General features: G+C 41.7%; 15 protein-coding genes. 7 read left to right on the top strand and 8 right to left on the bottom strand.

Features of this window, described 5'->3' with window-relative positions; genetic code table 11:
- Positions 1–127: 127 nt before the first annotated feature.
- On the bottom strand, positions 128–778 hold the full coding sequence (locus PY04_RS04770; RefSeq protein ID WP_014734025.1) for a peroxiredoxin: 651 nt from the start codon (positions 776–778) through the stop codon (positions 128–130).
- A 116-nt stretch (positions 779–894) separates the two neighbouring features.
- Here PY04_RS04770 and PY04_RS09665 point away from each other — a divergent pair, with 116 nt between their 5' ends.
- The 6 genes from PY04_RS09665 to PY04_RS04745 all read left to right on the top strand — a co-directional run bounded on the left by PY04_RS09665 (position 895) and on the right by PY04_RS04745 (position 3,328).
- Positions 895–1,035: a hypothetical protein gene (locus PY04_RS09665; RefSeq protein ID WP_167884983.1), complete on the top strand. Its 141-nt coding sequence runs from the start codon at positions 895–897 to the stop codon at positions 1,033–1,035.
- Positions 1,032–1,715 carry an MBL fold metallo-hydrolase gene (locus PY04_RS04765; RefSeq protein ID WP_014734024.1) on the top strand — a complete coding sequence of 228 codons (684 nt, stop codon included), beginning with the start codon at positions 1,032–1,034 and terminating at the stop codon, positions 1,713–1,715. Before PY04_RS09665 ends, PY04_RS04765 begins: the two co-directional genes overlap by 4 nt.
- A 2-nt stretch (positions 1,716–1,717) precedes the next feature.
- Positions 1,718–1,972 (top strand): DUF504 domain-containing protein, encoded by a 255-nt coding sequence (locus PY04_RS04760; RefSeq protein WP_014734023.1) that lies wholly within the window; start codon positions 1,718–1,720, stop codon positions 1,970–1,972.
- A 64-nt stretch (positions 1,973–2,036) separates the two neighbouring features.
- Positions 2,037–2,552 carry a thermonuclease family protein gene (locus tag PY04_RS04755; RefSeq protein WP_048056003.1) on the top strand — a complete coding sequence of 172 codons (516 nt, stop codon included), beginning with the start codon at positions 2,037–2,039 and terminating at the stop codon, positions 2,550–2,552.
- Between the two features lie 50 nt (positions 2,553–2,602).
- Entirely contained in the window at positions 2,603–3,010 is a 408-nt protein-coding gene (locus PY04_RS04750) for an RNA-binding domain-containing protein (protein ID WP_014734021.1), read from the top strand.
- 33 nt (positions 3,011–3,043) lie between these two features.
- Positions 3,044–3,328 (top strand): hypothetical protein, encoded by a 285-nt coding sequence (locus PY04_RS04745; RefSeq protein WP_014734020.1) that lies wholly within the window; start codon positions 3,044–3,046, stop codon positions 3,326–3,328.
- Here PY04_RS04745 and PY04_RS04740 read toward each other — a convergent pair.
- The 3 genes from PY04_RS04740 to proS all read right to left on the bottom strand — a co-directional run bounded on the left by PY04_RS04740 (position 3,325) and on the right by proS (position 6,027).
- Positions 3,325–3,900, bottom strand: coding sequence for a TATA-box-binding protein (locus PY04_RS04740; protein ID WP_014734019.1), 576 nt, complete (start codon positions 3,898–3,900; stop codon positions 3,325–3,327). The genes PY04_RS04745 and PY04_RS04740 overlap by 4 nt on opposite strands.
- Before the next feature lie 101 nt (positions 3,901–4,001).
- Positions 4,002–4,559 (bottom strand): dephospho-CoA kinase, encoded by a 558-nt coding sequence (locus PY04_RS04735; protein WP_014734018.1) that lies wholly within the window; start codon positions 4,557–4,559, stop codon positions 4,002–4,004.
- A 10-nt stretch (positions 4,560–4,569) separates the two neighbouring features.
- The gene (gene proS / locus PY04_RS04730; RefSeq protein WP_014734017.1) at positions 4,570–6,027 is read right to left on the bottom strand and encodes a proline--tRNA ligase; all 1,458 of its coding nucleotides are present in this window, start codon (positions 6,025–6,027) and stop codon (positions 4,570–4,572) included.
- Between the two features lie 92 nt (positions 6,028–6,119).
- Here proS and PY04_RS04725 point away from each other — a divergent pair, with 92 nt between their 5' ends.
- Positions 6,120–7,409: a lipopolysaccharide biosynthesis protein gene (locus PY04_RS04725; protein ID WP_048056002.1), complete on the top strand. Its 1,290-nt coding sequence runs from the start codon at positions 6,120–6,122 to the stop codon at positions 7,407–7,409.
- On the opposite strand, the gene PY04_RS04720 is transcribed toward PY04_RS04725, so the two are convergent.
- Genes PY04_RS04720 through PY04_RS04705 form a run of 4 tightly spaced genes read right to left on the bottom strand, consistent with a single transcriptional unit; the run spans position 7,378 to position 13,123 of the window.
- Positions 7,378–8,136: a metallophosphoesterase gene (locus PY04_RS04720; RefSeq protein WP_014734015.1), complete on the bottom strand. Its 759-nt coding sequence runs from the start codon at positions 8,134–8,136 to the stop codon at positions 7,378–7,380. The genes PY04_RS04725 and PY04_RS04720 overlap by 32 nt on opposite strands.
- A 57-nt stretch (positions 8,137–8,193) precedes the next feature.
- A complete protein-coding gene (locus PY04_RS04715) occupies positions 8,194–10,815 on the bottom strand; it encodes a DEAD/DEAH box helicase (protein ID WP_014734014.1) in 2,622 nt (873 codons plus the stop codon).
- Positions 10,812–11,735, bottom strand: a complete 924-nt coding sequence (locus PY04_RS04710; protein ID WP_048056001.1) for a hypothetical protein — start codon at positions 11,733–11,735, stop codon at positions 10,812–10,814. The genes PY04_RS04715 and PY04_RS04710 overlap by 4 nt, the downstream gene beginning before the upstream one ends.
- Positions 11,736–11,773: 38 nt before the next feature.
- Complete coding sequence (locus PY04_RS04705) at positions 11,774–13,123, bottom strand: RsmB/NOP family class I SAM-dependent RNA methyltransferase (RefSeq protein ID WP_048056000.1); 1,350 nt, start codon at positions 13,121–13,123, stop codon at positions 11,774–11,776.
- Between the last annotated feature and the right edge of the window lie 89 nt (positions 13,124–13,212).

Raw genomic sequence — 13,212 nt, 5'->3', positions numbered from 1 at the left:
TTCAAAGGTGCCTGAAGGGAGCTGTCTGACATTGAAGCCGGTGGCCTACGCAATGGCGATGACGGGTTCCTTCCTTGTGGTTTGGTTCCGTGAAGAGTAAGAAGAGAAACGAAATTGGGGGAGAAGCTCACTCAAGCTTCTTGTAGCAGAACCACCAGTCGTAGCACTCTATTTCTCCCTTGGCCTTTGCTTCTTCTCTCTGCTTCTTCTCCTCAACTGTTGAAGCTGGAGGTATTATTACCTTGTCACCAATGAGCTCGTTGTTCGGCCACTTGTGTGGAAGTGCAACGCCCTTCTCGGTGCTTACCTTAAGTGCCTTGACGAGCCTTAGTATCTCGTCCCAATCCCTACCGACCTCGGCTGGATAGTAGACTATTGCCCTTATTATTCCCTTGTCATCGACTACAAAGACGGCCCTTGCTGTTATCGTTGCACCACTTGGTATCATTCCAAGCTTCTCGGCAAGTTCTCCCCTGTCATCTGCTATAACTGGAAAGTCTATCTCGACACCTAGGTTCTCCTTTATCCATTCCATCCACTTAATGTGTGCAAACACTTGATCAACGCTCAATCCTATAGGCTCAACCCCAAGCTTCCTGAACTCTTCAACCCTCTTCTGCATTGCATAGAATTCAGTTGTACAGACTGGAGTAAAGTCAGCTGGGTGGCTGAAGAGTATAAACCACTTGCCCTGCTTGGCGAAGTAGTCCGGGAGCTTTATCACTCCATGGGTCGTCTTTACCTCAACTTCTGGGAACTTTTCTCCAATAACTACCATTTCGATCTCCTCCATAATTTTGTTCTCAATAAGAACTAATATGGTTCGGATATATAAACTTTTTGGTTCATCAAACTCAAGCAACATATCCAAAACCTCTAAAAGTGGAGGGATTCGTGAGAATAGCAGAACTGATAAAAATGCCCTTCACAAAAGTAAGATGGGCGATGAAGAGTTTAACCCCTCCTGACGGTCTCGCTCCCCCGGATGAGGAGGCGGTCCCCCCTGGAGCCCTCTTTGAAGGTGAGAAAAGATGATTCCAATAGAAATAAGACCAAATATTCTCATGCTTAAGGGCATCGGACTAGACTCGAACATATACTTTCTAAAGAGCGGGGAGGAGCTGTTGATAGTAGATACAGGAACGGGTGTTTATTGGAACAGATACGTGAGAACTGCCGAGAGTGAGGGGTGGATTTCGGACATAAAGAGGGTTATAATCTTTAACACCCACGAGCACTTCGACCATGTGGGAGGTAATAAAGTATTCAAAGAATTCTTTCAGAGAGTTGGTGCTAAAGTTGAATTTGCATCGAGTAGAAAAACCGCTGAGACCCTTGAGAGGGGTGATGACTATATTATTTTGTCCTTCTACTACGGCAGAAAGTTTGAAAGTCACAAAGTAGAGAGAAAACTCAAAGAGGGAGATAGGATAAAGATTGGGAATGTTGAACTAACCCTCGTTGAAACCCCTGGACATACAAGGGGAAGTGCTTGCTTGTATTATGAGGAAGAAGAGATAATGTTTACCGGGGACACAATCTTTGCGGGAACTTATGGCAGAACAGATCTACCAACGGGAGATGAGAAATCATTGCTCGAGTCATTGGAAAAGTTGCTTGAGTTTAGGGTTAGGCTTGGACTTCCTGGCCATGGGAAAGTTATTCAAAACTGGAAGGAAAACATTGAGAGAGTACTAGCCCACTTGGGGGTTTAGACATGAGAAAAGGGAGCGTTAAAGAGGCTCTCGCTAAGATAAAGTATGATCCTAGGGAGAATGAGGAAGATTACTATATAGTGATAGAACATAGGGGTAGCTACGGCAATATAAAGAAAATTCCCGTGAAACTTATAGATCTCGGTCACGGATACTTTTTCGTTGGCGAGACGCAGATTCCTTATCATAGGATAATCAGAATAGTTAGGAAAGATGGAAGAGTTGTTTGGGAAAGTAAAAAGCGAAAAGAACACTAATTAACTTTTCTCTATAAATTAGTCAAACATCACCTTTTTATTTTCTCATATTTTTTGAAGTATTGTGAATGGAGTTGCAAAGCTAATAATTGCTCTCATAGTAGCGCTCTTGGTGACTGGGTGCATATCTTCAAGCTCCGAACTTCACGGCGAAGTTATTAGGGTAGTTGATGGAGACACCTTATATGTAAAACTTGAGAATGGGAAACTTGTTAAAGTTAGGTTGGTGGGAATAGATGCTCCAGAGTTAGAGCCGGAATTAATGCACCCAGGAGAGTATCCCGGGGTTACAAATATTTCATGCCTTGTGAAGTATGCCTATGTTGCGAGAGATTTCCTTAAGAATGCAACGCTTGGAAAGGAGGTTATCCTTGTTTTTGATTCAAAGCAGGGCCGAGAAGATAAATATGGGAGACTACTCGTCTACCTGTACATAAACTCCACGGATATTAACGAACTACTTGTTGAGAAAGGTTTAGCAAGGGTGTTTTACGAAAAAAAGTTCGACAAAATGGAAGAGTATTTGAAGGCTGAGAAAAGCGCAAGGAGGAACAAGATTGGCTTATGGAGTTGCAATTAATTGATACCAAATCTTTATTAATGGATTTAATTTCGTTGCTATCGATGGAGATGTTTGAAGAAGTCCAAGTTGAGGCTTATGTATACCCAACTGAGGACATTGAAAAAGTCAAGAAAGCCATGCTCAACCTGGTTCCTGGCTTAAAATTTGAGGCTTTCGACCATGGAGAGTACATGGTTCTTATTGGAAAAACGAGCGATAAGAGAGCCCTTCAGAGGCTGTATGAATTGTTCCGTGGACAGCAGATTCTTGACACGGCAAGAATGATGCTCGAAGACGGATACTTTGGAGAAGAGATCATAATCAAGGTTAACAAACAGGTTGCATACGTCGGAAAGGTCAATTTTAACGAAGAGAGCCCTCTTGGTCCAATAACCATAATAATCAGAACAAAAGAGCCTCAGAAGCTCATGAAGTGGCTTGCACCTAGAACAAAAAATGGAGTTCCAATAGAATGATATTTATACCACTTAGACATAACTTCAAAAGTCATGATAAAGGAGAAAGTATGCAGGGAGTACATTGAAGAGATAGAGAGATTGGAGAGATCTATAGTAGAGCTCGAAGAGCAGATAATAGAACTTAAAGGACAGTTAAGGGCAAAGAGTGAGGAAATCACAAGTCTAGCAATTGAAAACAGAAATCTCCGATATAAGTTGGAGAGACTTCAAAAGAGGTATAACCAGCTGATAGAACTTTTAAAGAAGATGAAAATTCCGTTTATAATAATTGAGGAAGAGGAACTTGAAAAAGAGAACAATCAGGACTTCTACTAGAGTTCTTCCTCTTCTTCCTCCATAAGACCGTACTTCTCCAGCTCTCTTAGAAGCTTCCTAACGGCCTCCCAAGCATCGGCCTCGCTTTTAGCTCCTGAACACACAATTTTTCCTGACGAGAATAGCAGTATCACGGCCCTTGGTTCTCTAACTCTATAAATCACTCCGGGGAACTGTTCAGGTTCATACTCGCAGTTTGGAAGGGTTAAGGCAACGTTATCAAGGTTAAATTCTCTCCCAATGTCTCCACTAAATACCATATTCTGGATATCGATCTGGGGCGCTCTTCTAAATTTGACTCCAATCCCCTTAAGCTTCTGAACAAGCTTTGCAACGGCCCTTTCTATGTCCTGAACGCTCTTCGCTCCGGTTACAACAAGTTTACCCGAGCTGAATATTAAAAGTGCAACCTTAGGGTCATCGAAGCGACAGATGATACCGGGAAACTCCTCGGGATTATACTTTGAATTTGGACATATATCAAGAACCTTTTCGAGATCAAGCTGAGCAAAGAGATCTACAGATGCTACAATGTTTTCTATTCTGAGCTTAACCTTACTTGTATCCACCATATTTACACCCCTTTAAAAAGCCCTTTATAAATACAGAGGCTTTCCTTTTTAAACCTTATCCAGTTTGAAGAAAGTCAAGCTAACTACGGATAGTTGGAAATTCAAACATTTCTAATTATCCTTGAAACAACTTCTTGGATTTTCCTTTGAAATTCGTCAAAGCTACAATCATTCACTATCATATAATCAGCCAGGGCTATTACCTCTCCAATCCCAAACTTCAACTCTTTCTTATCTCTATCAACAAACTCTTCCCACGTCTTGGGATCATCACTCCTTCCTCTTTTTCTCAACCTCTCAAACCTAATCTTAGGAGGTGAGTGAACGGCCAATATCAAAATCTCCTCTTCAGAAAACTCTCTTCTAAACTCTTCCACCTCATAGGGGCTCCTAACTCCTTCAATGACGACAACTGGTTCAATCTCAAGCAGTTTCCTTATTTTGGGAATAGTAAGAATCGCAACGGCACCTGGCCCGAGTTCTTCTCTAACCTTTAGGCTTACATGTTTCAGACCTTCTGGTGTTCTTGGTATGCCCCTCCTATCCGCCTCTTCTCTAATGGCATCTCCCATTGAAACTACAGGTATTCCCCTCTTCTGGAATGCCTTGGCAACTTCTCCTTTTCCAGAGCCAGGCATTCCAGTTAAAAGAATAATCATAGAGAGCCCCTCAGTAAGTTCTTGCAAACCTTGCTATAAACTTCGCTTCCCTACCACAAACAGGACATTTCTTTCCTTCAGCACCCTCCCTAGCCTTCTCCTCTGGATATGGAATCCCTAACATTTTCGCCTCAAGCTCTTCCTCCATCTTAAGACCACATTCCTCTCTACCACACCATGGAATCTCAACTATTCCTCTTCTGTCCTCGAAAACTTTTTTAGCTTCCTCAAGTGTGTCAACCCTCTTTATATGACTCTCGAGCCATTCCCTGGATCTCTCATAGAGATACTTCATTATATCATCAAAGAGCTCTCTAACCTTATCTACAAGCTCTTCTCTCTTTATGGTCATCTTCTCCAGCTTGTCCCTTCTTGCAAGAACAGCAGTTCCATTGTCGGCGTCTCTAGGTCCAACTTCTACCCTCACTGGTACTCCTTTGAGCTCCCAGTCGTAGAACTTCCAGCCTGGCCTTTTGTCCCTCATGTCGAGATGAACCCTTATGCCAGCGCTCCTAAGCTCCTCTTCGATCTCTTTAGCGTATGAGTAGACCTTCTCGTCTTCACCTTTCTTAGGAATTGGAACTATCACAACTTGAATTGGGGCTATGGTGGGAGGTAAAACCATCCCCCTGTCATCGCCATGTACTGCTATGACGGCGGCAAGTAGTCTCTCGCTCATTCCAAACGTTGTTTGGTGAACGTAATCGTGAGTTCCGTCCTCTTTTTCATAAACAATATTATAAGCCTTTGCAAAATTCTGCTTGTAGTTGTGCATGGTTCCTATCTGAAGGGTTCTCCCGTCGGGCATTACAACTTCTGCTCCCAGGGAATAGAAGGCACCTGGGAATTTGTCCCATTCCGGCCTCTTGGAAATTATATATGCCATTGCAAGCTTCTTCATTAGGTTGTCAAATATCTCAAGATCCTCTCTTATCTGTCTTTCAGCATCTTCAAAATCCGCATGAGCTGTATGAGCCTCAAAGAATCTACTAATCTCCCTGACTCTAATGAGAGGCCTTGTATGCTTTGTTTCGTACCTATACACATTAACTATCTGGTATATTTTAAAAGGAAGATCCGCATGAGACCTTATCCAGCCCCCTCTATCCTTGGAGAACATCGGATATATTGCGGTCTCACTTGTTGGTCTGAGAATTAGTTTAACGTCAAGGGGATCATGACCAGCATGAGTTACCCAAAAAACTTCACCTTCAAATCCGGCTATATGTTCTGCCTCTTTCTTAAACTCTGTTTCGGGAATTAGGGCTGGAAACAGAACTTCTTGATGACCAGTTCTTTCCATTTCTTCGTGGATAAACTTTTCAATGTTCCTCATTATTTTAAGCCCATAGGGTAACCAGACGTTCATTCCTTTTACTGGATACCTCTTATCTAATATGCCAGCCTCCTCTATAACCTCATTGAACCACTCACTAAAGTTCTCGCTCCACCTCTTCCTCTCCACCATGAAACCACCTAAAGTTAGCCGAACAGATCAATTTTTAATTTTTCGTTTTCTCATTGAAAAGGTTTTAATTTACAAAATATCCATCAAAGTGCATGGGGAAAAGAGAAGTTATAATAAGGCACTCGATAGCGAGTATCATTGCACTGGCTGTTTTTGGGGGGAGTAGATTCATTTACAACCTTATAGTTGCCAGGGAATATGGGGTTAGCGTGCTTGGCAATGTAAACTCTTTAATCTCACAGGCGTTTTTACTCGCCGGCTTCTTATCGTTCTTTTCGGTTGGACTTGGAAAGTACACCGCAGAATTCCTTGGAAAGGGAGAAGAGAGCAGAATTAAGAAAATCACTGGGGTTTCTTTTACTCTTCCATTACTGGGTCTTGCATTTTCTCTTGTAAATATTCACCTAGCTGTTCTCTCAACACTCCGGGCTTTACAACTAACATTCAGATCATTCATCTATGGCCTCCACAAGGGAGAAGTTTATGCATACTTCGTTCTCCTAGGATTTTTTGCATTCCTACTTGGCTTTCATATTGGCGTTCTTGCTCCCTACTACCTGCTATTAGGAACTATCTCCGTGTTGGGAATTCTATATTCCAGAAGATATTTTGGCATTCCCGGAAGGGCTGAAGTTCTAAATTTAGCAAAATACTCCTTTTGGGCGTTTGTTGGGAGTATCTCAGGAATGTTCCTTTTGCAGGGACCTTATTTCTTATCTGAAGAGCTTGCTGGAGCAAAAACTGCTGGAGTTGTATCTGCCGTTCTCTCTACATCATTCCTACTCTCTTATCTTCCCCAGGTTGTCCAGTCTGCAATAGTTCCTCTCTACGCTTACGAGTTCGGAAGAGGTGAAAAGGAGAGTATAAAGAAGCTTGCAGAGGAATCTACACTATCCCTAGCTCTGCTTTCATCGATTTCGGTATTCATCCTCCAGATATTCGCTCCGTATATTGAGAGTATGTTCAAGATAGAATTTGGAGGGACTTTTCTGATAGCCCTTATAGCTGTTGAACTCTATGTTACGTTTAATCCCCTAATAAATATGCTATCGGCAACTAACTACATAAAAGATTCAGCCCTCTACTCACTAGTTGGTGCCTCAGTTGCTGGGATCTCTTGGCTTGTTCTCATACCAAGCTTCAAAGAGATTGGAGCTTCCTTGGGCCTTCTTCTTGGATACTTTACGATTTTTATTCTCGTGGTTATGAAGTCTAGGAACACCTTTAAGGTTAGTGCTTTAATAATCAAGCCCGTACTTCTCGCAATCCCCTTGCAAGTTCTTGTAGAAAAAACACCTTTTGTATTTCTGCTGTTCCTTTTGTTTGAATTTAAAGATTTAAAGAAAGAGTTCAAGCTTTTCCTCCGTGGTATAAGATTTTGACGATCTCCTCTGGAAGGCCCTCAGTCTTAATCCTTTCTTCAATTATCTTCTTATCGTAATCGACTTCAACAAACTTCACTCTCAAGGTTTCAGCATCTATCAAGGCAAATGTTGCTTTGTGTTCCTTGGCTGGTGGGAACCCTACACTTCCTGGACATACAACCCTTCCGTACCTCGTCATTGCATCTACTGGATACCTTGGACTTGCCACGATTAACATTTCGTAATCCTTTACTGGTCTCATTATAGCCTCATAGTAGCTGGTGGGCTGATCTGGTAAAACCTCTCCATCGAAGGGGTTTATTGGACTTCCATAAACGCCAAAAATTTCATTATCTCCAATTTTATCCACAAGATAGACGGGGAGATCTCTTAAATACTCTCTTCCCTCATGACCGAGTTTTTCCCATGTGAATTTAAGGGAAGCTTTCAGGTGCTTTGGAATTTCGAGCTTGTCCAAATACTCTGGGCCTTGAGCATGTGGATCGCTCATCGCTATTAGCTGGTCATACTTACCCCTAATCACCTTAACTTTCTCGTTCTTTGCAAGGTTCTTTATAGCCTCTATAACCTCTTTTGGATAGGGGAACAATCCAACTATGTTCCCCAGAATGTAATACTTCTCTATATCGTAGCCTTCCTCCTTCATCTCCTCTATCTTTGCTAGTGCCGCCGTTAAAGCAGGTAAGTTACCTGCAATATTTGCTAGAACTGCTACGTACACCATCTCCCACCACCCCTAGAATTTTTTCTTTACCAAAATTAACTAAAAGTTTTCAGGTATTTAAACCTTTTGATTCAGAGTTCTCTCCCATATTTTGATTGCCATCCACTTGTCTAGAAACTCGTTAAACGTTCCGCACTTGGGGGAGTATATGCATGCTGGGCATCCATCTCTGCAGGGACACTTCATTATGTGTTCATGGCTTCTCTGCATCAACTTTTCAATGTTTTCAAATACTGGCCTTATTATTCCAGAACCTCCCTCGTTTCCATCATATATGAAAATCACAGGTAGACCTTTGTAGTTATCATAGCTGTAGCCACCAAGCTCCCTGGAATCAACATGAGTAACAACGGGAGCGAGCTTTATTAGATTGTGCTCTATCGCATGTAATCCCGAACCAATCCCATCTTTGCTGTCTATCATCTTCTTAACCGCAAACGAAAATTCTGGATCATTAATCCCAGCGTCACGTGAATACTTCGTTATGACACTTCTTATATAATGGGTTGTTGCTCCTAAGAGCGTTGGGAAGAGACTCTTTCTGCTTATCCTGCTGTATAAGAAGCTGGCAAGCTCTGGATTCACTTCAGCAGCTATCTTAAAGAAGTGGGCAAACTCCTCATCGGCAATGGAGTCTATTTCCCTAGGGAATACAAGCCAAATTCCTTCGGTTTCAAATTCCCTAAAATATGGTTCGTGGAAGTCAACCCTCGCAAATTTCCACCAATCTTCAAAGTATGTAATCCTGTAGTCTATCTCACCTCTTAAAATTCCTTCCTCCTTCAGCCTTTCTAACCTCTCCACATGCCTGTCCACATCCTTCCCCTTAACCGCGTACCCTGAGTACTCATGCCTGACCCTAAGCCTGCCCATGAAAACTTTTATGGGACCAACATTTTTCTCCTTGTACACATTCAGAACTTCTATATGCTCAGTCTTGCTTACGCTGGTATCAATGTCCTCGTACATCGGAATCTCCCTTGCGAAGACAAAGTGGAACTTATCTTTCCTAAGCTTATCTGTGGCCATGTAAAGCTTTCCTCTTGATGGATAAACCATTCCCGGAAGCAGGCTCCTATGGAATTCGAGCTCATCAACTTCCTCAATTATCTTCCTCTCTTTCTTTAGATAGTTTATGAACCTAAGTAACTCCCCTCCCTCTTTCTTTAGCAATCCTCCCCTAATCCATGGCTCATCTAGAACAAGGAAGTAACTTTCATCACTCGTTGTCCTTATTGATGAGTACACAACCGGCTTTCTTATTCTTAGTTCAATCTTCCCAGTTATTGGATTCTCATAAATCTCTATGCTTCCCTCCTCTTTAAGAGCCTGAACATGAGTTTTCCAGTAGTCTGGAAGTTCATCCATCTCAACGGCTCCTAGTTCAGACACTAGGTAAAGGATATGCTTTTTTCCTATCCTTTCATTGTTAAGATTAACGGGGATTTTTTCAACAAGACCCTTTTCAATACCTTCAACGAGTTCCTCAAAGTGCTCCTTGTAGTAATAGTCGAGACCATTTTTCCTCAATATTATCGCATTTATAGCAGTTCTCTCAGGATTTCTCCCCGCTCTCCCAAACCTCTGTATCAGGGAAAATAATCCATCCGAGGGAATGCCATAGTTAATCACCGCGTCAAGGTCACCAACATCAATCCCAAGTTCTAGCGCATTTGTAGTCAATAGAACGCTCAAGTTTCCATCCCTAAAGTCCCTCTCAATTATCCATCTTTCCTCTTTGGTCAAAGTTCCCTTGTACGTTGTTATTTTATCAAATATTTCAGATGTCAGGAACATCCTCATGATTCTCTCCGTTCCCCGTCTGGAATCAAAGAAGACAAGTGTCTTAACATTATTCTTAACTAGTTTCTCAACGACCTGCTTAATTAATTGTTCTCCAGTAAATCTCCTTGGTTCAAACATTATTATTAGCCTTCTTGGACTCGGATTACCCGGTTTCTTAACTTCCTCAAATTCTACACCAAAAAGCTCTTCTGCAAACTCTTTTGGATTCCTTAGAGTTGCAGAGAGAGCGAGGATCCTTGGAGCAGTTCCAAGCCTTTTAAGTCTGAAGAATAACCTCCTCAGAAGGAATGCAACATTTGTTCCAAAAACTCCCCTATATATGTGGATTTCATCAACAACAAGAAGCTTCAAACCTTTCAAAAGCCACCTGTAGTCAACCCACTTGGGGAGGATGTTGTGATGTAACATATCAGGCGTTGTGAAGAGAACATTCGGCTTTTCTCGAAGTATTTTCTTCCTCTCATTCCACTCAATGTCCCCAGTAAGAATGCTTGCCTTGATCTTCTTCCCGGTGATCTCTCCAAATATTTCATTCTCTCTTTCAAATTTCTCAATCTGATTGTTTATCAATGCACGAGTTGGATATACCAAGAGGAAAGTTGAAGTTGGATCCTCGAGAAACTGGTCAAATATGAAAAGCCGGAATATCTCGCTCTTTCCACTCGCCGTTGGAGTTGAAACAACAACATTCTTCCCAGAGTATAGCTTTTTGAGTGCCTCGACTTGGTGAGAGTAAAGTCTAAAGCCTAACCTTTTAACAAGCTCATTAACTTCCCTGTGCTTAAATTCGAACTCTTCATACTCTCCTTTCCTTGGTGGGATTTCATGCGTGTTAACAATCTCACTCTCAAGCCCTTTAAAAATCTCAATCATCCTACATCACCTAGGAACTTTTTAATTCCTCCTGGCACTTCAACATTTTCTCCCCTCTCAATTTTGTGAAGCTCCTTTCTGTATGCCTCCAAGGGTGCAGATTCTTTTCCTAAAAATTCGGCGAATGTAAGAGGAGTTTTATCAAGCTGCTCAAAGAATTGAGGATAACTCTTATCCCTAACTATATGATGATCTATTATCAGAGTAGCATTTGTTTCGGAGATTATTCTGTTTATGTTCTTAAGCCCTATCTCCCTTACATTTCCGACCCTGTAGGAGAGGTAAGTTGGGGGTCCTCCAGCTATTAAAACATCGGGATTCTTTTCTATTATCCACTCAACCGCCTTATCATTTATAAGCTGAGTATCGCTTGCATGAAGAATGCTCTTCTTTCCATCGTCGATTAAAACCATTATCACAAAGCCAAGCTTTGAACCTTCCCTTCCATGTGGAACGGGTGGTGAAAATTCCACTGTGAATTTTCCAAAGTCAAACAACTTTGAATCGGCGAATTCAATCCCCTTAGCAACTCTTTTTGCATGCCTTAAGAACTCGTGAGCTCTTTTCTTCTGGCTGTGGTTTATATTTTCCATCGGATGCTTTATCAAAAGAATCTTTCCAGAATAAAGTTCCTTCGCAATTTCTGGTGAGGAGCTTTCATATATCCCCTCAAAGAAGGGAGTATGGTGATCGTAATGATAGTGGGAAATTGTTATTATCTCAGCTTTCTTGGAGTACTCTTGTATTTTCTCCCTTGCAAGCCTCAGTGCTTTCATTTCAATATCCGCAGGTGGAAGAGAGTATCTCTTTGGACCCAATGCAGCTCCTGGATCTATTAATATTCCAGACTTCCCTATTTTAACAAAAACAGCTAAGCTTCTAACACCAAGGCTCTCCGATGCAAGTGGGATGATCTTCAATTCCAACTCCCCCAATGGTTTAATTGTCGTTGCTACCTTTAAATCTGTAGCTTGGCTATAAAGAAACTGTTACAGTCGTGTCTATGAGTCCATGTTCTGAACACCTTATCCCCTATCTCCAAAAATCCTCTGTCCCCCCACGAAAAGTCATATCTAGCAAGTTTAAGGCCCTTTGCTATCCCAAATAAGACGTTCTCTTCGTTTTCATCGATTCTTACCGAACATGTCGAATACGTCATCTCCCCTCCTTCTCTAAGGTTCCTCATTGCATTTAGAAGCATGTTTCTTTGGACGTTGATAACTCTTCTTATCTTCTTTTCATCGAATCTCCACTTGACCTCGGGAAACTGCCTATAAGTTCCTGATGACGAACACGGTGCATCCAAGATTATTTTATCAAACTTCTCCTTATCAAAAAAACTCTGACCGTCAGCGTGGACAAGCCTCACATTCTTTACGCCAAGCCTTTTCATCCTCTCCTTCATTTTCATCAACCTGTCATATGAGTAATCCACCGCTACAATTTCTCCCTTGTTCTCCATTAAAGCAGCCGCATGAAAGGTTTTACTTCCAGGAGCTGCTGCAAGATCGAGTACCCTATCCCCAGGCTCGGGTGAGAGAACATGGGCAACGTAGGCTGAGGCCAAGTCTTGAATGACAAAATAACCTTTCCTATACCATTCCAACCTAGTTATTGGAGTATCGTACTCAAGCACCTTGAGAACATCATCAACAGGAGTTAATGCAACTCGAACTCCATGCTCTTCTAGGTATTTCTTCACTTTGTCAATATCTGTCTTGAGGGTGTTAACTCTAATGTAGTACCTCTGAGGCCTGAGGTTGCTTAAGAGAAGCCTTACTGCCTCGTCATAACCCAAAACATCTATAATGTACTCAACATACCATCTTGGATGAGAGAACCTTACTGAAAGCCACTCTATTCTATCTTTTTCCTTTAACTTCCTCAAGGCTTTTTCAACATTAAACCTCTCAACTTCCCTAAGAACTGCATTTGCAAACTTTGCTCTTGCTAGGTCAAATTTATCTTTTACAACTCTCACCACAGAATCAGTCGCTATAGCCGGGTTAACTCCTTTGAACTTCATTTCAAACGTTCCAATTCTGAGAAGATTTGCTAAGTAAAGGTCAAGATCTTCAATATTGGATCCCTTCAGTACGGAGTTTATTATGAAGTCAATTTTTGCTCTCCACTTTTCAATTTCAAAGACGTATGCATGGGCTATTCCCCTAGCCTTTTCCTTATCGCTTCCCTCAACTTTTCTAAATATCCTCTCGAGGGCATGTTTGGATGAGAGTTCCTTCTCTTCAACCAACATTAGAGCATCTGCAACTATTTCATGAAGTGTTACTCTGTAAAACAGCTCCATGATATCTTGGAAATTTTGAAGTGGTTATAAAGCATTTTCCCTTACATTTCAAGGTATTATTCCCAGTAGTTATTTTTTGTGACAAAAAT

Source organism: Pyrococcus sp. ST04 (assembly GCF_000263735.1).
Lineage (GTDB): Archaea > Methanobacteriota_B > Thermococci > Thermococcales > Thermococcaceae > Pyrococcus.
Note: the sequence above shows the minus strand (reverse complement) of the source record. Positions and strands in the feature narration are given on the sequence as shown.